At 68.6% G+C, this 18910-nt stretch carries 20 protein-coding genes; 10 read left to right on the top strand and 10 right to left on the bottom strand.

The annotated features are described in order from the left end of the window. The first annotated feature begins 268 nt into the window (after positions 1–268). Genes ACX1D1_RS13430 through ACX1D1_RS13420 form a run of 3 tightly spaced genes read left to right on the top strand, consistent with a single transcriptional unit; the run spans position 269 to position 3484 of the window. Positions 269–1030: an ABC transporter ATP-binding protein gene (locus tag ACX1D1_RS13430; protein ID WP_182781827.1), complete on the top strand. Its 762-nt coding sequence runs from the start codon at positions 269–271 to the stop codon at positions 1028–1030. Then, entirely contained in the window at positions 1027–2124 is a 1098-nt protein-coding gene (locus ACX1D1_RS13425) for a COG1361 S-layer family protein (protein ID WP_459054864.1), read from the top strand. The genes ACX1D1_RS13430 and ACX1D1_RS13425 overlap by 4 nt, the downstream gene beginning before the upstream one ends. A gap of 7 nt (positions 2125–2131) precedes the next feature. Then, positions 2132–3484, top strand: coding sequence for an ABC transporter permease (locus tag ACX1D1_RS13420; RefSeq protein ID WP_182781829.1), 1353 nt, complete (start codon positions 2132–2134; stop codon positions 3482–3484). A gap of 30 nt (positions 3485–3514) precedes the next feature. Here the strand turns inward: ACX1D1_RS13420 and trhA are convergent, their stop codons facing one another. Continuing rightward, positions 3515–4195, bottom strand: coding sequence for a PAQR family membrane homeostasis protein TrhA (gene trhA, locus ACX1D1_RS13415; RefSeq protein WP_459056590.1), 681 nt, complete (start codon positions 4193–4195; stop codon positions 3515–3517). A gap of 94 nt (positions 4196–4289) precedes the next feature. Between trhA and ACX1D1_RS13410 the strand changes: the two genes are divergently transcribed. Next, on the top strand, positions 4290–5090 hold the full coding sequence (locus ACX1D1_RS13410; protein ID WP_182781831.1) for an isoprenyl transferase: 801 nt from the start codon (positions 4290–4292) through the stop codon (positions 5088–5090). A gap of 47 nt (positions 5091–5137) precedes the next feature. Continuing rightward, on the top strand, positions 5138–5689 hold the full coding sequence (locus ACX1D1_RS13405) for a DUF4245 domain-containing protein (RefSeq protein WP_459054863.1): 552 nt from the start codon (positions 5138–5140) through the stop codon (positions 5687–5689). 19 nt (positions 5690–5708) lie between these two features. Here the strand turns inward: ACX1D1_RS13405 and ACX1D1_RS13400 are convergent, their stop codons facing one another. From ACX1D1_RS13400 to ACX1D1_RS13390, 3 genes are read right to left on the bottom strand one after another with little or no spacing between them, the layout of a single operon-like run. Beyond that, positions 5709–5906 carry an exodeoxyribonuclease VII small subunit gene (locus ACX1D1_RS13400; RefSeq protein WP_459054862.1) on the bottom strand — a complete coding sequence of 66 codons (198 nt, stop codon included), beginning with the start codon at positions 5904–5906 and terminating at the stop codon, positions 5709–5711. Then, complete coding sequence (xseA, locus tag ACX1D1_RS13395) at positions 5903–7129, bottom strand: exodeoxyribonuclease VII large subunit (RefSeq protein WP_182798565.1); 1227 nt, start codon at positions 7127–7129, stop codon at positions 5903–5905. Before xseA ends, ACX1D1_RS13400 begins: the two co-directional genes overlap by 4 nt. Before the next feature lie 11 nt (positions 7130–7140). After that, a complete protein-coding gene (locus ACX1D1_RS13390) occupies positions 7141–7893 on the bottom strand; it encodes a hypothetical protein (RefSeq protein ID WP_182798564.1) in 753 nt (250 codons plus the stop codon). A gap of 41 nt (positions 7894–7934) precedes the next feature. Here ACX1D1_RS13390 and ACX1D1_RS13385 point away from each other — a divergent pair, with 41 nt between their 5' ends. Further along, the gene (locus tag ACX1D1_RS13385) at positions 7935–8909 is read left to right on the top strand and encodes a 4-hydroxy-3-methylbut-2-enyl diphosphate reductase (RefSeq protein ID WP_459054861.1); all 975 of its coding nucleotides are present in this window, start codon (positions 7935–7937) and stop codon (positions 8907–8909) included. 10 nt (positions 8910–8919) lie between these two features. Here the strand turns inward: ACX1D1_RS13385 and ilvA are convergent, their stop codons facing one another. Further along, entirely contained in the window at positions 8920–10185 is a 1266-nt protein-coding gene (ilvA, locus tag ACX1D1_RS13380) for a threonine ammonia-lyase IlvA (RefSeq protein WP_459054860.1), read from the bottom strand. 56 nt (positions 10186–10241) lie between these two features. On the opposite strand from ilvA, the gene ACX1D1_RS13375 reads away from it, so the two are divergent. Continuing rightward, positions 10242–10454, top strand: coding sequence for a hypothetical protein (locus ACX1D1_RS13375; protein WP_182781838.1), 213 nt, complete (start codon positions 10242–10244; stop codon positions 10452–10454). Positions 10455–10457: 3 nt separating this feature from the next. Here the strand turns inward: ACX1D1_RS13375 and ACX1D1_RS13370 are convergent, their stop codons facing one another. After that, a complete protein-coding gene (locus tag ACX1D1_RS13370; protein WP_459054859.1) occupies positions 10458–11981 on the bottom strand; it encodes a DNA recombination protein RmuC in 1524 nt (507 codons plus the stop codon). Positions 11982–12075: 94 nt separating this feature from the next. Here ACX1D1_RS13370 and ACX1D1_RS13365 point away from each other — a divergent pair, with 94 nt between their 5' ends. Further along, on the top strand, positions 12076–13341 hold the full coding sequence (locus tag ACX1D1_RS13365; protein WP_182798562.1) for a M18 family aminopeptidase: 1266 nt from the start codon (positions 12076–12078) through the stop codon (positions 13339–13341). Here the strand turns inward: ACX1D1_RS13365 and ACX1D1_RS13360 are convergent, their stop codons facing one another. From ACX1D1_RS13360 to ACX1D1_RS13345, 4 genes are read right to left on the bottom strand one after another with little or no spacing between them, the layout of a single operon-like run. Then, positions 13342–14211, bottom strand: a complete 870-nt coding sequence (locus ACX1D1_RS13360) for an iron ABC transporter ATP-binding protein (RefSeq protein ID WP_182781840.1) — start codon at positions 14209–14211, stop codon at positions 13342–13344. It abuts the gene before it with no gap. Next, entirely contained in the window at positions 14208–15185 is a 978-nt protein-coding gene (locus tag ACX1D1_RS13355) for an iron chelate uptake ABC transporter family permease subunit (protein WP_182781841.1), read from the bottom strand. Before ACX1D1_RS13355 ends, ACX1D1_RS13360 begins: the two co-directional genes overlap by 4 nt. Beyond that, complete coding sequence (locus ACX1D1_RS13350) at positions 15182–16201, bottom strand: ABC transporter permease (protein WP_220490777.1); 1020 nt, start codon at positions 16199–16201, stop codon at positions 15182–15184. Before ACX1D1_RS13350 ends, ACX1D1_RS13355 begins: the two co-directional genes overlap by 4 nt. Positions 16202–16211: 10 nt before the next feature. Beyond that, positions 16212–17156: a siderophore ABC transporter substrate-binding protein gene (locus ACX1D1_RS13345; RefSeq protein WP_459054858.1), complete on the bottom strand. Its 945-nt coding sequence runs from the start codon at positions 17154–17156 to the stop codon at positions 16212–16214. 172 nt (positions 17157–17328) lie between these two features. Between ACX1D1_RS13345 and ychF the strand changes: the two genes are divergently transcribed. After that, on the top strand, positions 17329–18402 hold the full coding sequence (ychF, locus tag ACX1D1_RS13340) for a redox-regulated ATPase YchF (RefSeq protein WP_459054857.1): 1074 nt from the start codon (positions 17329–17331) through the stop codon (positions 18400–18402). Positions 18403–18607: 205 nt separating this feature from the next. Further along, positions 18608–18856, top strand: coding sequence for a hypothetical protein (locus ACX1D1_RS13335; protein WP_459054856.1), 249 nt, complete (start codon positions 18608–18610; stop codon positions 18854–18856). Positions 18857–18910 lie beyond the last annotated feature (54 nt).

Raw genomic sequence — 18910 nt, 5'->3', positions numbered from 1 at the left:
CTGGGCTGTGATGGAGTGGATCTCCATGGCCCGACAATAGCCCCGGAAAGTGGGCACCCGCCAGAGGGAATTACACGGCTGTCATTCGCTGCCGAAGGGAGGGCGTCGTACCTGGGGCCGATGCGATGGGTGCCACGGTCCCCCTCCGGTCGCGACTTGGCCCGCACCTCAGGGGAGCTGACCCGTCGTTGGACTAGGTTTCTCCCAGGCGTCGCCGTCGACGCCCGGTCCGCGGTCTCGAGCGAGGAGGTTAGGGGTGCCCGCAACAATGATACGGCTTCCCCTGCCCGAGGTGGGGGAGCCCCTGGTGCAGACGCGGGATCTGTCCAAGATCTTCCGGGTGGGTGACTCGCGGGTCGTCGCGCTCAACCGCGTCAACCTGACCATTCCGCGGGGCAGCTTCACCGCCGTCGTCGGCACGTCCGGGTCCGGCAAGTCCACCCTACTCAACATGCTCGGAGGGCTCGAGAAGCCGACGGCTGGGGAGGTGTTCGTCGCGGGGCAGCCGCTCCACCTGTTCACCGAATCGCAGCTGGTCACCTACCGTCGTGAGCAGGTGGGCTTCATCTTCCAGTCGTTCAACCTGCTGCCGTCCCTCACCGCGCTCAACAACGTGGCCCTCCCGCTCAGCTTCCGAGGCATCCCCGCCCACCGCCGTCAGGCCCGCGCCCGCGCCATCCTCACCCAACTGGGTCTCGGCAGGCACCTGCATCACACCCCGGGCCAGCTCTCCGGAGGTCAACAGCAGCGCGTGGGCATCGCCCGCGCCATGGCGGTCCAGCCGATGCTCGTCTTTGCCGACGAACCCACCGGCAACCTGGACTCGCACACCTCCGAGGAGATCCTCACTCTCTTCCGCACCGTGATCCGCCGCTTCCAGCAGACCTGGATCATGGTCACCCATGACCGGCACATCGCGTCGTTCGCTGACACGATCATCTCCATCGGTGACGGCCGCATCACAGACATCAGCCACACCGACCACCGACTCCCAGTGACCACCGCCGACAACCAGAAGGTCGCGCCATGAAGATGACCCAACGACTGTTCCTAGTCCTGATGGTGGTGTTCGGGCTGACGATGATCCCGCTCATCAGCGCCGCAGGCGATCCGGTCGCCGACGGCGGGGCCAGTGCAGGGACCGATTCGGCCGGGGATACCGGCGGCGCCACCGGAGGCACCACGGGCGGTGCTGGTGGCGGCGGTGGTGGCGCGAGCGTCGTTCCGGGTGTGTCCACGCCACGGGTCATCCTGGCCGGGTTCACCACAGACCCGGCGGAGGTCGTCGCGGGTCAGGACTTCACCGTCGCATTCACCCTGCGTAACACCTCGACACGCACCCGCGTGCAGAACATGAAAGTCACGCTGAGTTCGGACGATTCGGCCTTTCTGCCCGCCAGTGGCTCCTCCTCGCTCTTCATCAGCCGGATCAGGGCCGATCAGCTCGAGACCGCGTCCATGGCCTTCCATTCGCTGCCGTCGCTGGAGGAGAAGCCGTACCGGCTCACCCTGACTATCGACTACGAGGACGCCGCCGCCAACCCGTTCACCTCGATCGAAACGGTCTCGATCCAGGTCAGGCAGAACATCCGCGCCGATGCCTCGGTGCCGCAGCTGATGCCCTCTCAGCTGACGCTCGGCCAGGACGCATCGTTGACGTTCAGCATCTTCAATCAGGGCAAGACCAAGCTCTACAACGCTAAGGCCGCCATCAAGGAAGGCCAGGCGATCACCTCGCCGGAGGTCTTCGTCGGAACCATCGACCCGGGTGCCTCGGGCGCCGTCGACATGACGGTCAACGCGGCTGAGGAGGCAGCCGGCCCGATCACGATCACCGTCTCCTTCGAGGACGTCAACGGCAACGTAACCACCGTGGACAAGATGGCAGAGGTGGCCGTCATGGCCCCCATGCCCATCGAGGAGCCCCCCCTCGGGGAGCAACCAGGCCAGGAGGCGGGACCATCCCTGCTGATCCCAGCGCTCATCGCGGCGGCACTCCTGGCGCTGGTGGTGATCGTCGCTCTCGCGGTACGACGCCGTCGACGACGCCGGGTGGAGCGCGAGGACCTCGAGTCGCTCGCGGAGCTGGGCGAGGACCCGCTCATCGGGCCCACGGCCCGCTAGGCCCACGATGCGCTGGACGGATCTGCTCGCCACAAGCCTCGCGAGCCTCAGGCAGCGGCTCTTCCGCACCTCGCTGACGGTGCTCGGCGTCCTCATCGGCACCACGTCGGTGATCGTGATGGTGTCGCTGGGCGTCGGGTTGTCCTCGAGCTTCACGAGCCAGTTCCAGCAGATCAGCCTGCGTCAGGTCAGCGTCAACTCCGTACCGCCACCGGAGATGGCCGCTCCCGGCCAACCCGCCCAGCTGAGCGGGGACCTGATCCCCATCCTGGCAGCTGAGCCCGGTGTCCGAGCGGTGTGGCCGACCTACCTGGTGGACGTGGAGTTCACCGTTGGGGCCGCCACCCAGTACTTCCAGGTCGTCGGCCTGCCCGCCGAGGCGCTGCAGGAGATGAACCTGGACCTGGCCTGGGGCCAGCTACCGCAGCCGGGCGAAGCCCTCGGACTCGTGCTGGGAGACCTTCTTCACACACAGCTCTGGGACCCTGTCACCGGCATGCCTCTGGAGGTCGACTTCCGATCCGACACCATCTTCGGTGCCTTCGCCACCTTTGGCGAGTACGGACCGGTGCCGATCGGCGGGGGTGAGGACGGGGATGACCCAACACAGCCCGCCAAGCCGCCCAAGCGGATCATCATGCCCGCCGTGGCCCAGATCGCCAACCCGGGTAACGACCAGTGGGGGCCCTACTCATCGAGCGTGTTCGCCGACTTCGATGCGCTGCGCAAGGCCATGGAGAAGGCGATGCCGGGCAAGGCGCTCCCCAACCAGCCCGCCACCGCCGACGGGAAGCCGAAGGGGAAGGCGTTCATCTACACGGAGATCCGGCTCCTGACCGACAGCCCAGAAGACGCCGAGATGGTCCTCAACTCGCTGCGTGAACAGGGCTACGGGGCCTTCGCCGACGTGGAGTGGATCAGGCAGGCCCAATCACAGGCCCTGATGATCCAGGCGGTCTTCGGCGGCATCGGGTTCGTGTCACTGCTGGTGGCGGCCATCGGCATCGCCAACACCATGATGATGAGCGTCTACGAAAGGACCAAGGAGATCGGCATCATGAAGGTGATGGGCGCGGCGCTGGGGGACATCCGGAGGATGTTCCTCATCGAGTCGGCCGCCATCGGCTTCCTCGGCGGCGTGATCGGACTGGTGTTGAGCCTGGCGGCCTCGGCGCTGCTCAACGCCACCCTCGGCGCACAGGTGGCAGGTGAGGGCGGCTCGGGTGAGCTGTCGGTCGTCCCAGCATGGTTGATGGTCGGTGCGGTGGTGTTCGCGACGTTGATCGGCACGCTTGCAGGCCTCGTGCCGGCGCAGCGGGCGACGAACCTCAGCCCGCTGGCCGCCATGCGCGCCGAGTAGCCACCGTCACACGCCAGACCTGTCCGGACCTCAGGAAGCGCCGAAGACCGCCAGACCGATGGCGGCGGCGTGCAGGAGCGCCGCGATGACGGTGCAGGCGTGGAACACCTCGTGGAACCCGAACCAGGTCGGCGACAGCTGGGGGCGCTTGGTGGCGTAGGCGATGGCGCCCAGCGAGTAGACCAGGCCCCCGGCCCCGATCAGCAGCACCACAGCCGGGCCGCCGGCCGCCCAGAACTGCGTGAGCCAGCCGACCGCCGCCCATCCCATGGCCAGGTAGAGGAAGGTGTACAGCCAGCGGGGGGCGCCGAGCCAGAGGACCCGGAACAGCACGCCGAGGACAGCGATGCTCCAGATGAGCACCAACAGCGTCACGCGCGAGGATCCCTCGAGCAGCGTGAGGGCGAGGGGGGTGTAGCTGCCGGCAATGAAGACGAAAATGTTGGAGTGGTCGATCCGTCGGAACATCGCGTTGGCGCGGGGTGACCAGGTGCCCCGGTGGTAGACGGCGCTGGTTCCGAACAGCTGCACGGCGGCCAGGGTGTAGATGCCGCAGCCGATGCGACCCGTCAGGGTGGGGGCGAACACCGTGAACGCCAGCCCGATGATGAACGCCACCGGCGCCATGCCGAGGTGCAGCCAGCCGCGGAGCTTGGGTTTCGCGGGGCTGGCCGCAGCGGTGTCGGTGGAGGCGAAAGGGGGTTCTGCTATCTGGCTCATGCACATACCTACGGTTGAGTAACTTACGCTTCCGTAGGTTACTACTCCGGCCGCGGGAAGCCAACTGGGCGCTAGTGTATTTCGCATGTCAGCGGTGCAGCGCCTCATCGACCGCGTGTGGCCGCCCAGATGGCTGTATGCCAGCTACGAACGCCAGGTCCTCCGGCACGTGGACCGCGACAGCCTGCCCCGCCACGTGGCAGTCCTGGCAGACGGCAACCGGCGATGGGCCCGGATGAACGCGCCCGGCCAGCCCCTCGTCGCCGGCTACCGGGCGGGGGCCGCCAAACTGCGCGAGTTCGTCGAGTGGTGCGACGACGCGGGCATCCAGGTGATCACCCTGTGGGTGCTCAGCACGGACAACCTGGAGCGCGCCGAGGACGATGAACTGACCCCCCTGCTGGAGGTGATCAGCCAACTCGTCTCGGACCTTGCCGCCACCAGGCGCTGGCGGGTGCAGGCGGTCGGCGCGCTGGATCTCCTTCCGGAGGCGATGTCCGACACGCTTCGGGCCGCGTCTGACTCGACGGGCTGGGTCACCGGCATGCACGTCAATGTCGCGGTGGCCTACGGCGGCCGCCACGAACTCCTCGACGCCGTCAGGTCCCTGCTCGCGGCGCGGGCCGCAGAGGGTGCCACCTTGGCCGAGGTGGCCGAGACGCTCGAGATCGATCAGATCTCCGACCACCTCTACACCAAGGGCCAGCCGGACCCGGACCTCATCATCCGCACCTCCGGCGAGCAGCGCCTCTCCGGGTTCCTGCTGTGGCAGTCCGCGCACAGCGAGTTCTACTTCTGCGAGGCGCTCTGGCCGGACTTCCGCCGGGTCGACTTCGTCCGAGCGCTCCGGGCGTACTCACAGCGGGAGCGCCGTTTCGGTCGCTGATCCCCGGCCTTTGGGGCACCGCGGCAGGTCGTGGCACGATGGCGCGCATGGCCCGCCGCAACCCCAAGAACCGCTCGCGCGACATGGTGATCTCGATGACGGTGCTGCTGGTGCCCATCGCGCTCATCGTCTGGTGGTTCACCCTCAACCCGGAGCCCAAGCCGGAGGTGGTCGACGTCGACGCCACCCTCACCAGGGCCGAGGCGGAATCGCCCTACCCCGTGCTGCGTGCTGGCGACCTCGACGAGGGGTGGGTACCGGTGCGGGTGGCCTGGGCCAAGGAGGGCGACCCGTGGATCACCAGCGAGCCCGCGGCAGGCAACTGGTGGCAGGTGGGCTACCTCTCCCCGGAGGAGATCTACTACGGGGTGCAGCAGCGCGACGGCGGTGCCGGTGCGTTCGTCACCGACACGACCAGAGACGGGAGCCCGCTGGGCGGCGCCGTCGAGCTGGCGGGGCGCACCTGGGAGCGCTTCGAGAGCGACGACGGCCGGACCCGCAGCCTGGTGCACGAGGACGACCTGGTCACCTCCATCGTGACGGCCGACGCGGACTTCACGGCGCTGGAAGCGTTCGCGGCAACACTCACCGAGGGGTAGCAGGGGGAGCCGCGGCCGGTCACTCGACGGCGCGGCGCGCCTTGGCGACCTGCTCCTTGGCGCCGTCGAGGTAGCCCTGGCAGATCTCGGCCAACTTCTCGCCGCGGTGCCACAGCTCCATGGACTCGGCCAGTGACGCGCCGCCGGACTCCAGCCGGCGCACCACGTCGACCAGTTCGTCGCGGGCGGCCTCGTAGGTGGGCTTCTGATCGGTCACGGCCGGTCTCCTTCAGCTGTGGTGGCGACGACGTCGAGGTCGAGCTGACCGTCGAAGAGATAGGCGTGGATGCGGGCGCCGGGTGCGGTGTCGCCCACGGCCGACACAGACCGGTGGGCGTCGTCGACGAGGACGGCGTAGCCGCGCTCAAGGGTCCGTTTCGGGGAGAGCGCGCGGACTGAGCTGACGGCGGAGCGCAGGTGGGATTCCTCGTCGCGCAGCCGGCGGTCGACGGCGGTGTCGAGCTTGTGGCGCAGCAGGCTGAGCCTGTCGTAGTGGGCGGCGAATGCGCTGGTGGGGTCGATCATGACGGGGCGGGAGCGGAGCTGGTCCAGCTGGCGTTGCGCCTCCTGGAGCCGCGCGTCGACCCCCCGCTCCAGCCGCGCCCTCGCGTCCGCCAGCGACGCGGACTCGTCGGCGTGATCCGGCACCACGCGCCTGGCGGCATCCGTGGGCGTGGAGGCGCGGAGGTCGGCCACCAGGTCCACGATGGGGGCGTCGCGCTCGTGCCCGATGGCGGTGACGACGGGGGTGCGAGCGGCGGCCACGGCGCGCACGAGGCCCTCGTCGGAGAACGAGAGCAGGTCCTCCAGCGACCCGCCGCCGCGGGCGATGATGATGACGTCCACCTCGGGGTCCTCGTCCAGCGCGGCGAGGGCGAGCATGACCGACTCCGCCGACGTGGGGCCCTGGACCACCGCGTGCCGGGTACGGATGCCGGCGGCGGGCCAGCGGCGGCCGACGTTGGTCACCACGTCACGCTCGGCGTCCGAGTCCCGGCCCGTGATCAGCCCGATCATCCGGGGGAGGAGGGGGAGGCGGCGCTTGCGGGCCGGGTCGAACAGGCCTTCGGCCTGCAGCTTGCGCTTGAGCTGCTCCAGCTGGGCCAGCAGCCGGCCCTCGCCCGCCACCTGGATCTCCAGGCACTCCAGGCTGAGCGATGTGTTGCGCTCCCACACCCGCGGCTTGACCCGTGCGGTCACCCGGGATCCCTCGGGAAGGGGCCCGGCGGCGTCGAGCACCATGGTGGAGACCGTGACCTGAACCGACATGTCGGCCACCCTGTCGCGGAACGTGAGGAACTGCGTGGGAGCGTTGCGACGCTTGATCTCCACCACCTGGGCGTCCACCCACACCTCTCCCAGGCGCCCCACCCACTCCTTGGTTGCCATGATCACCCGGCCGAGCGGCTGCGGCTTCTCCGAGGAACTCTCCAACCCCATGCGGAGACTCGTCAGTCCCAGAGGCCCGAGGAGCAGGTGGCGAACCAGGTGCCGTGCACCACGTTGCCCACCGACACTGGGACCTCCGCCGGGATCGCGCAGGAGATCTCGATCGCGCTGCGCCCCACCACGTATTGAAACTCCACGCCGGTGAGGGTGTTGCGCCTGGGCTCGACGCTCAGTACCTCCACGCCCATCAGGAGCGCGGGGGAGGCCTCGGCCGGCGGGATCGCGGCGGCCTGGAGGGCGATCAGACTGGGGGAGATCAGCGCGTCGGCGGGGATCCGGAGGTCGCCTCCGGGAGCAGCCTCCGGGGAGGCCTCGAACGCGGCAGCATCCTCGTAGACCGTGACCTCGATCGCCAGCGCCGCGACGCGCAACGACTCGATCACGGTGTACTGGCCGCCGGCGCGCAGCTCGTGCTGCGGATAGGCGACGGGGTCGTCGACCAGCGCCACGAACTGGGCCAGCAGCGGCCCAGGCGCGTGGGTCCCGTACAGCGCCACCCGCGCCAGCAGGTCCGAGAACCGAACCACCTGGGCGCGGTAGCGCGATTCCGAGGCAAGCGCCCCCGTCGTGCTGACCCCCTGCCCCTCCCGCTTGACGAAGCACAGGCGGGCACCGCTCGGGTCCGTGTACGTCCCTACCAGGTCGAAGCCCGGCGCGGTGTCCACTCCGCGCACGCCCGCGCTGAACGCGGACGCGACGAGCTGGTCCAGGGATGGGGCATCGAAGCCGACGGCGTGGAGCTGGGGGGAATCCATGCCGCTAGGGTACCGGCGGAGCACCACCTAGACTGGTTGGCATGTCTAGCGTTGCCCCGGCCATCAAGCGCGTCGTCGTCGCAGCCCCCCGCGGGTACTGCGCCGGTGTGGATCGCGCCGTCATCACCGTCGAGAAGGCGCTTGATCTGTACGGGCCGCCCGTCTACGTGCGCAAACAGATCGTGCACAACAAGCATGTGGTCGAGACCCTGGAAGCCAGAGGCGCGATCTTCGTGGAGGAGCTCGACGAGGTGCCCACCGGCGCCACCGTCGTCTTCTCCGCCCACGGCGTGTCTCCCGCGGTGCACACCGAAGCCGCGGACCGGGGCCTGAAGACCATCGACGCCACCTGCCCGCTGGTCACGAAGGTGCACCACGAGGCCCGGCGTTTCGCGTCCGAGGGTACCCAGATCCTCCTCATCGGCCACGCCGGCCACGAGGAGGTCGAAGGCACCATGGGTGAGGCGCCGGAGCAGACCATCCTCGTTCAGTCGCCTGAGGACGTGGCCTCCGTGGAGCTTCCCCAGCACGGATCTGTGGCGTGGCTGAGCCAGACCACCTTGTCCGTGGACGAGACCATGGAGACAGTGGGCAAGCTGCGCGAAAAGTTCCCGCTGCTCATGGACCCGCCGTCGGATGACATCTGCTACGCCACGCAGAACCGGCAGCTGGCGGTCAAGCAGATCTCGCGCGGGTGTGACCTGATGATCGTGGTGGGTTCGCAGAACTCGTCGAACTCCGTGCGGCTGGTCGAGGTGGCGCTCGAGGCCGGCGCCAAGGCCTCCTACCGCGTGGACAACGCCTCGGAGATCGATCCCGCCTGGCTGGAGGGCGTCCACTCGGTGGGCGTCACCTCGGGTGCCTCCGTGCCGGAGCTGCTCGTCGACGGGGTGCTGGAGTACCTCGAGTCCATGGGCTTCCCGCCCGCGGTGGAGGAGCGCCTGACCGAGGAGACGCTTCAGTTCGCGCTGCCGCCGGAGCTCCGCAAGGACCTGAAGCGCGCCGTCAAGCACTGACGCAGGACGCTCAGGTGAGGAAGCGGAAGAACGGGCTGTCGTAGGCCACTTCCTCCGCGGTCATGCCGCATTCGTCGATCCGCTGCACCAGGAAGCGGTAGTCGCCGGGGTTTCCCAGCTCCACGCCCACCAGGGCCGGCCCGGTGTCGCGGTTGTTGCGTTTGACGTACTCGAAGTAGGTGATGTCGTCGTCTGGGCCGAGCACCGAATCCAGGAACATGCGCAGCGCGCCAGGTTGCTGGGGGAAGTCGACGAGGAAGTAGCGCTTGCGACCCTCGTGGATGAGGGACCGCTCGACCACCTCGGCGTAGCGGGACACGTCGTTGTTGCCCCCGGACAGCAGCACCAGCACGCGCGAGCCGCTGGGGATCTGCACCCTGGGACCCACGCCGCCACTGGGCAGGGCCGCGGCGGCCAGCGCCCCGGCCGGCTCGGCGATGATGCCGTCGACCTGGTAGAACTCCAGCATCTCGGAGCACACCTGTCCCTCGGGCACCCGCACCAACTCGACGCGCGCCTCCTGGATCACCTCGAACGTGAAGTCGCCGACCCGCTTGACGGCCGCGCCGTCGACGAAGGTGTCGATGTCGTGGAGTGTCACCGGGCGCCCGGCCGAGATGGCGGCGGCCACACACGGTGCCCCCTCAGGCTCGACCCCGATGATCCGCACCTCGGGATGGTGCGTGCGCAGCCACGCGGCCGCGCCGGCGAGGAGACCGCCGCCGCCCACCGGCAGCACCACCACCCCCGGCACGAACCCCAACTGCTCGAAGGCCTCCACCACCACCGTGGCCTGCCCGGCGGCCGTGCGCTGGTCGTTGAAGGCGGGCACCAGGACCTTCCCGTCCCCGGCAAGGCGGGCGGCCTCGTCTGAGGCGTCGTCGTAGCTGGCGCCGTGGAGCACCAGCTCGACGAACCCGTGCCCGATCTCGAGGATGCGCTGGCGCTTCTGCCTCGGGGTGGTGTGCGGGACCACGACGGTGGCCTTGATGCCCAGAGCCGCTGCCGAGAACGCCACGCCCTGGCCGTGATTGCCCGCCGAGGCGCACACCACGCCGGCACGCTTCTCGGCCTCGCTTAGCTGGGCCATGAGGTTGTAGGCGCCGCGCAGCTTGTAGGAGCGGACCGGCTGCAGGTCCTCACGCTTGACCCAGATCTCGGATCCGGTGGCCCTCGACAGGCGCGCGTTGAGCTGCACCGGGGTGCGGTGCGCGATCCGGCCAAGCCTGTCCACGGCGGCAGGGATCTGGACGGCGAGGTCTGACAGGGCGCTCATCTGTTCATTGTCGCGGTCTGGGGCCGGATGGGCCAACAGGATGGCAGCATGGATGGATGGCGGCAGCGCAGGTGCCCCCGGAGCCCATCGAGCCGGAGGTGGCGGAGCAGGGGCCCGATTGGACCCTCATCCTCACCCGCGCGCTGGCCCTGGTGGCGTTGGGGCTGGTGGCCGGGGTCCTGCTGGCCAGGCCGTGGGCACCTCGAGACGACCCGGCTCCCAGCCCCACGGTCAGCGTGGCGCCCAGCCCTTCGCCCACGCTGCGGTGAGGCTCACGAATCTGCGGTGCCGGTGCGTCGACGCAGCTGGCGCACGGCGGATCCGTCCAGCAGATCCGCGTCGTCTGCGACGGTGCTGCGCTCGAGGCTGCGCAGCTCGTCGAACTCCAGCATCTCCGGCACCGCGATCTGGCGCGGGGTCTCGATCACCGGCGCGAGATCCGCGATCTCCTCCGATGTGACCCCCAGCTCGCGGAAGCGGCGAGCCGACACCATGACCCGGGTCTCCACGGCGCCGACCGCCTTGTTGTAGTGCTGGACGGCGCTGCCGAGGGACCGTCCCAGCTTGTCGAAGTGCTGGCCCAGCGTGGCAAGCCTGTCGTAGAGCTCGCGCCCCAGCTTGGAGACCTGACCGGCCGTCTCCGCGAGCGACACCTGCTGCCACCCGTTGGCGACGATCTGCAGCTGCGGGATGAGCAGCCCGGGCGAGGCCAGGACGATCTGGCGGCGCGTGGCGTAGTCATGCAGGGCCGGCTCCTGTTCCAGCGCCAGGCGGTAGAACTCGTCGGAGGGCAGATAGAGGACCACGAACTCCGGCGAGCCGAGATCCAGCTGCCAGTAGTGCCTCCCCGAGAGGTCGTCGATGTGCTTGCGGACGTGGGCGGAGAACGTCTTGAAGTGCGCCTTCTGCGCCTCCTCGTCCTCGGTGTTATAGGCCTCCAGGGCTGCGCTCAGCGGCACCTTGGAATCCACGAAGATCACCTTGCCCGCGGGGAGATTGATCCGCATGTCCGGCCGGAAGCGGCCGTCGTCCGAGGTATAGGTGGCCTGGGAGTCGAAGTCACAGCGCTCGGTGAGACCCGAGATCTCGACGATGCGCTTCAGGCTGCGCTCTCCCCAGGCCCCGCGCACCTGAGGCGTGCGCAGCGCGTTGCTCAGGCTGACGGTCTCGCGGCGGATGGCGTCCCCGGAGAGCCGCACCGCCTGCACCTGCTCACCCAGCTCCGCCGCCATCCGGACGCGGTCCTTCTCCACGGACTGCAGCCGCTCCTGCAGCTGGCGCAGACCATCGGTCAATGGGGTGATCAGCTGCTCGGTCGCCTTGAGCCGGGCATCGGCCACCACATCGGCCTGCCTGCCCTGACGCTCCAGGGACTCCGCCGAGAGCACCTTGAAGCGGTCCAGGAGCGACTCCCGGTCTGCCGCGAGCTGCTCAGCGCGCGCCATCGCAGCGTCCCGCTGGGCCGAGAGCGCCGCCACACGGGCCTCGACAGCCGCGGTCTCCCCGCGGACTTCTGCCAGAAGGCGTTGCGCGTCCACGGCAGCGGTGCGCAGGTCCGCCTTCTCGGCCAGGTGCTGAGCCACCTCCGCCTTCACCACGGCCGACTCCTCCCGCGCACGGCTGGCCTCGGCCCACGCCCGCGACACCTCCTGCCGCGCGTCAGAGAGGGCCAGCTGTTCGTCCGCGCGGGCCCGCCTGCCCGAGTCCGAGGCGGCGTGACGGCGCCCGACGACGTACCCGAGGGCGGCGCCCGCGACGAGGGTGAGGAGGCTCAGAAGGAGAGCGATCAGGTCCATGCGTCCACTCAATCAGGGGCCACCGACAATTTCCGTCAGCCACTCCGGCCGGGGGCCCGGAACCGGCCTCCGATTCCGCGGCTACCGTAGGGCCATGCTCGCTTCAGCCCAGGACCACGTTGATCAGCTGACCGATTTCGTCGTCGCCTCGCCCACCTCCTTCCATGCCGCGGATCAGATCGCAGCGCAGCTGAGGCTGGCCGGGTTCGTGGAGGTCGACGCCCGCCGCCCATGGTCGGACGTCGGTGGCCGGCGGTTCCTGGTACGCGACGGCGCCGTCGTGGCGTGGGTGTCCCCGGACACGCTGGGGCACGAGGCCGAGTTCCGGATCGTCGGCACACACACGGACTCACCGGGATTCAAGCTGAAGCCCGGCGCGCACCTGTCCAGCGCTGGATGGACTCAGCTTGGCGTCGAGGTCTACGGCGGCCCCCTGCTGAACTCGTGGCTGGACCGTGACCTCGGCATCGCGGGCCGCCTGACCACACTCGACGGTGCCGTGCACCTCGTGCGCACAGGTCCCGTCGCCCGCATCCCTCAGCTCGCGATCCATCTGGACCGCGGGGCAAACGAGTCGCTGACCCTGGACAAGCAGACCGGGACGCAGCCCATCGTGGCCGTGGAGCTGAAGCAGTCGCTGATCGAGCACCTCTGCGCCTTGGCGGGCATCGCGCCCGGTGACGTGGCGCTGCACGATCTCTTCGTCTTCGACACGCAACGCCCGGCCGTCATCGGCGTCGAGCGCGAGTTCCTCGCCTCGGGCCGGCTGGACAACCTGGCCTGCACGCATGCCGCTCTCACAGCGATCAGCTCGGCCGAGGCCGGCGCAGACGTCGCGGTCTTCGTCGCCTTCGACCACGAGGAGGTGGGCTCGGCCACCACCAGCGGAGCCGGCGGGCCCGTGCTGCAGGACGTGCTGGAGCGGATCGCTGCCGGCTTCGGCCTTGGCCTTGACCAGACGCGTGCCATGTTCGCCCGCTCCAGTTGTGTCTCGGCCGACACCGGGCATCTCGTGCACCCCAACTATCCGAACCACCACGACCCGGTGAACCGGCCGCTGCCCAACCGCGGTCCGCTTCTGAAGATCAACGCCAACCAGCGCTACGCCACTGATGCCGTCGGTGCCGCCATCTGGCTGCGGGCCTGCGCCGCCGCGGGTGTGCCCACCCAGCCGTTCGTGTCCAACAACGCCGTGCCGTGCGGCTCCACCATCGGCCCCATCACCGCCACCAGGCTGGGTATCACCACCGTCGACGTGGGCGTGGGCCTGCTGAGCATGCATTCGGCCCGGGAGCTGTGCGGAGTGGAGGACCCGTGGTTCCTGGCCCGCGCTGTCGCGGCGTACTGGGCCGGCGCCTAGTCAGGCTGCGCCGGAACGGGCGCCGAGGGTCAGGGAGACGGGTCTGGTTGGGGCGCCATCGAGGCAGCAGCCGTCCCGCGAGGAACGGTGGCACGACGTGCACAGCGGAACCGGCAGGTAGAAGTGCGCGATCGGGCGTCCCCGGAACTGCGTCACCTCGATCTCCAGGTCGAAGACGTCTCGGAGCACGTCCGGGCGCACCAGTTCCTGCGGGGAGCCGACGGCCATCACCCGGCCGTCCTTCATCGCGACGATCTGGTCCGCCCAGCAGGCCGCGTAGTTGATGTCGTGGACCACGATCACCACTGTCTTGCCCAGTTCGTCGGCGGCCCGCCGCAGCGTCTGCAGCATGGCGTGGGCGTGGGCCACATCGAGATTGTTGAGGGGCTCATCGAGCAGCACATACTGCGTGTCCTGGGCCAGTACCATGGCCACGAAGGCGCGTTGGCGCTGGCCGCCGCTCATCTCGTCGAGGAAACGGTCCCGCAGATCATCAAGATCCATCCAGGCGATCGCCTCGTCGATCCTGAGCCGGTCGTCAGCCGTCAGACGCCCGCCTGAGTGGGGGTAGCGCCCGAAGCCCACGAGGTCGGCGACGGTGAGGCGGCTCTGAAGATCGTTGGACTGGCGCAGCACCGCGAGGCGCTTGGCGAGCTCTCGTGAGTCCGCCGTCGCCACGTCCAGGTCACCCACCGAGATCGATCCGCCGTCGGCCTCGAGGAGACGCGCGATCATCGAGAGAAGCGTGGACTTGCCAGCGCCGTTGGCCCCCACAATCGCGGTCAGACCGCCATCGCGCAGTTCCAGCGTCACGTCGTTGACCACGAGGCTGCGGCCGTAGCGCTTGGAGAGGTTCCTGACGTTGATCATGTGCGTACCTTTCGGATCACGAGCCAGATGAAGGCGATACCGCCGACGAATTCGATGACCACCGACAACACGGTGGCCTGGCCGAGGAGTTGTTCGAGGACGGTCTGGCCGCCCAGTAGCACGCCGACGCCCAGCAGCCCTGCCATTGGCATCACGATGCTGTGGCGCCCGGTGCCGCTGATCTGGTAGGCGATGGCCGCCACGATCAGGCCGAGGAAGGTAATGGGGCCGACGAGCGCGGTGGAGACGCAGACCAGGAGGGTTGCCACGAGGAGCACGCCCCGGACGGTGCGCTGGTAGGGGACGCCGAGGCTGACGGCGGCGTCCCTGCCGAGGGAGAGGACATCGAGGTCCGCGCGCCGTCGCCACAGCCACAAGCTTGCGGCGGTGACGATGGCTGCGCCCAGCCAGATCAGCTCCGGGTTGACCGCGGTGAAACTGGCGAAGAGGTTGTCCTGCAGAACGGTGAAGGCGCTGGGGTCCAGGACGCGAGCAATCAGCGATGACAGTGAACGAAGGACGGAGCCGAGCACCAGGCCCGCCAGCACCACCACGTAGATCGAGCGGCTCCTCCGTCCGAACAGGACCTCAGTGAGGAGGGTTGCCACCCCCAGCATGAGCGCCACGTTGAGTGCGAACATCGGGTAGGCGCCGATCTGCCCCACGACCGCCACGCCCATCGTCAGGACCAGGAGCGACTGCAGGAACACGTACAGGGCATCCAGCCCCATGATCGACGGCGTGAGAAGGCGGTTGTTGGTCACGGTCTGGAACGCCACCGTCGCTACCCCGGTGGCCCACCCGACCACGATCATCGATGCCACCTTGCGGCTGCGGAGCTCGAGAATGAAGCCGAGGTCGCCGCTGAGGTTGAGGGTCATGAACGCGACGGCGGCGACCGCGCACAGCGCCAGCGCGAGCAGCAGCCGGAATGACGGTGCGATCGAGGTTCGGGGGGTGGTCAAGGCGGTCATCGGGTGCGCATCCGTCCGGTGAGGAGGAGCACGAGAAACACGACGCCGCCGAGTACCCCCGAGACCGTCCCCACGGGGATCTCGTAGGGCGGGTTGAGGGTGCGGGCGAGGAGATCGCAGACCAGCACGAATCCGGCGCCCGCGAGGGCGGTCCAGCCGATGTTGCGCCGCAGGTTGTCCCCGCGCCAGAGCACGATGAGGTTGGGGATCACGAGGCCGACGAAGCCGATCCCTCCCACTACCACCAGCGTGATGGCGCTCGACGTGGCGACCAGGCCCAGCCCCAGATTGAGTGTGGCCTTGTAGGACAGGCCGAGAGCCTTCGAATGCTCCTCGCCGAGGGATGCGAGGGTGAAGCGGTCCGCGAAGAACCACAGCAGGGCGCCCAGCACCGCGAGCAGCCACAGCAGTTCGTAGCGGCCGCGGAGTACGCCGGAGAAGTCACCCTGCATCCAGATTCCGATGGTCTGCATGAGCTCCAGCCGGTAGGCGACGAAGGTGGTGCCGGCTGCGATCACCCCGGCCAGCATGATCCCCACCAACGGCACGGCAACGACGGGGACCGTCGGCGGTAGCGATCTGACCAGCCGCAGGAACAGGGCGGTGCCCGCCAAGGCGGTCAGAATCGCAAGGACCATCTTGACCACGAGCGGCGCCTCTGGGAACAGGAGGATCGCGATCAGGATGCCCACGCCCGCGGACTCGGACGTGCCGACGGTGCCTGGCTCGACGAAACGGTTGCGCACGAGCAGCTGCATGAGGAGGCCCGACAGGGCCAGGGATGCGCCCGCCAACAGCACTGCGAGAGTTCGTGGCACCCGGGAAACGGTGAAGGTGAGCCAGTCGTCGGGCGTGGCGCGCCCGGTGAGGAAATCCCAGGGGGAGAGATCGGCGGCGCCGACGAACAGCGACAGCACCGACAAGCCCAGAAGCGCGCCGAGCCCGCCGAGCCACCCCCAGGACAGGGGGCGGCCGGCGGGCAGAGTGCGCCGGGTGGCGTCGGTGGTGGCAGTCACGGCGTCACGATCAGTTGGTGGCCGTGGCGTCGCTCAGCATCTCCACAGCGTTGTCCACGCCGTGGATCATGATGTACCAGCGTCCACCGTCGAGGTAGGTGACGTCGCCGTTGCTCCAGGCCGTGGTGTTGGCCATCAACTCGTTGTCCAGCACCTGTGCGGCTGCCTGGCCCTCCTGGCCGATGGCCGCGTCGCGGTCCACGACGAACAGCACGTCGGGGTTCGCCTCGGCGATGGCCTCGAAGGAGATGGCGTCGCCGTGGGCCTCGGCGTCGACGTCGGAGATGGCGGGCTCGAAGCCCAGCTCATTGTGGAGGACTCGGTAGCGCGACTCGGTGCCTTGAGCCGACACCTTGCCGCCGCTGGTCATGAGAATGAGGGCAGTCTGGCCCCCGGGCGTCTTGCCCTGTGCGGCCGCGAGGGCCTCCTCAACCTCCGCGAGCTGTTCGGCGGCCTCGTCCTCGGCGCCCACAGCCTTGGCGATGATGTTCGTCGAATACTCGATACCTTCGTAGAACGACTTCTCCGCGTCGAAGGTGATGTCGATCGTCGGGAAGTTCTTCGACAGCTCCTCCACGAGGGCGGCGGTGCGGAAGCCGGCGATGATGAGATCGGGATCCAGTGCGGCGATGGCCTCGAGGTCAGGCTCGACGACGGAGCCGAGGTCCGCATACTTCTCGTCTGCGAACTCGCTGAGCGGCTCGGGGAGCGCTGCGCCCTTGGTGAGTCCCACGACGTTGTCGGAGGCCCCGAGCGCGCGGACGGTGTCCAGGGAACCGAGATCGAGGACGACGATGCGCTCGGCCGGCCCGTCGAGCGTGGTCTCGCCCTGAGTGTGCGTGACGGTGATGGGTTCGCCCGCCGCGGGTTCCTCGGCTGCGGACTGGCCGCCGCACGCGGCGAGGGGGAGGAAGAGGAGGGCGGAGAGGGCGCCGGGGATGCGGGTGCGATTCATATCAGTCCTTCTTGGCAGAGTTTCATGGGGAGTCGACTAAGGGAACCCTAACCTGTTTGAATTTCAGTACGCAAAGATGCCCAATTTGGTGAGAATGGCTTCGGCTAGGGCGGTGGGTCGGGTGGGGTGGCTCGTTCGGTCGGGGGCCACGGGCCCGGTAAGCTCGTCCCTCGTGGCACTCACCATCGGGATCGTCGGTCTCCCCAATGCCGGCAAGTCGACTCTCTTCAACGCGTTGACGCGCAACGACGTGCTCGCCGCGAACTACCCGTTCGCGACGATCGAGCCCAACGTCGGGGTGGTCGGCGTGCCGGACCCTCGGCTGGCGCAGCTGGCCAAGCTCTACGGCTCCGAGCGGATCATTCCCGCGACCGTCAGCTTCGTCGACATCGCCGGCATCGTGAAGGGGGCCTCGCAGGGCGAGGGCATGGGCAACGCCTTCCTGGCCAATATCCGTGAGGCCGACGCCATCTGCCAGGTCACCCGCGTCTTCGACGACGAGGACGTCACGCACGTCGACGGCAAGGTGGACCCGGCCAACGACATCGACACCATCGCCACCGAGCTCATCCTGGCCGACCTCGCCACCGTCGAGAAGGCCCTCCCCAGGGTGGAGAAGGAGGCGCGGATCAAGAAGGAGACACTGCCGAAGCTCGCCGCCTACCAGGCCGCCAAGGACGCGCTGGAATCGGGCAAGGGTGTCCGCGCCGCCGGCCTCGACATCGACGAGCTCCGGGACCTTTTCCTCCTCACTGCCAAGCCCTACCTCTACGTCTTCAACTGCGACCAGGACGAGCTGGGCGACGAGGACCTCAAGGGCCGCATGAGTGAGCTGGTGGCCCCGTCGGAGGCGATCTTCCTGGACGCGAAGTTCGAGTCGGAAGTGGTCGAGATGGACGAGGACGAGGCGCGCGAGTTCCTCGCCGAGATGGGCGTCGAGGAGCCCGGCCTCGATGTCCTGGCGCGCGTCGGCTTCGACACGCTGGGCCTGCAGACCTACCTCACCGCCGGCCCCAAGGAGTCGCGGGCCTGGACCATCCCGAAGGGAGCGACGGCGCCCGAGGCAGCCGGTGTGATCCACACGGACTTCCAGAAGGGCTTCATCAAGGCCCAGGTGATCGGATTCGACGACCTCATGGCGGCCGGCTCCGAGGCCGCGGCCAAGGCGGCGGGCAAGATGCGCCTCGAGGGCAAGGACTACGTGATGGCCGACGGCGACGTCGTCGAGTTCCGGTTTAACGTCTAGGCACTGGGACGGATCCGGGAGGGGTGTAGCGGCGGTGCTCAGGCGAGTTGGGCACGCCATCTTCTACTTGATCATGACTGCGTGTGCCGTGTTGATGGCGATCACGGGAGTTGAATCCGCGCTGGACGCGGCTGAGGGGCAACCAGTCTTATGGGGGACCTTCACCGCGACCGACTGCGAGCCAGCCCGGCGTGGGTGTCGCAGCGTGGGGACGTGGATCAGTGATGACGGCTCCCTTGTCAAGGAGCAGATCTACCTCGATGGAAGTCCTGACGGCGACGGCACTGCCCGTGCGAGCTTCCAGCCGTCGGGTAGACGCAGCGACGAACTCAACAACATCGTCCACGCCGATACCTGGAGCGGGGCGGGCATCTGGATGCCATGGGTTGGCGTGGCGATCACCACCGCGGTCACCATTGACTATGCGAGACGGTGGCGGGCGGGGCGACCCTAGGGGTGGTCAAGAAACGCCGCTTGCACCCTAAGTTCACGTGCTGCCGGGCCTGAA

This window comes from Tessaracoccus luoxuelianae (assembly GCF_054483915.1).
The sequence above is the reverse complement of the archived record's forward strand: the minus strand, read 5'-3'. Positions and strand labels throughout refer to the sequence as shown.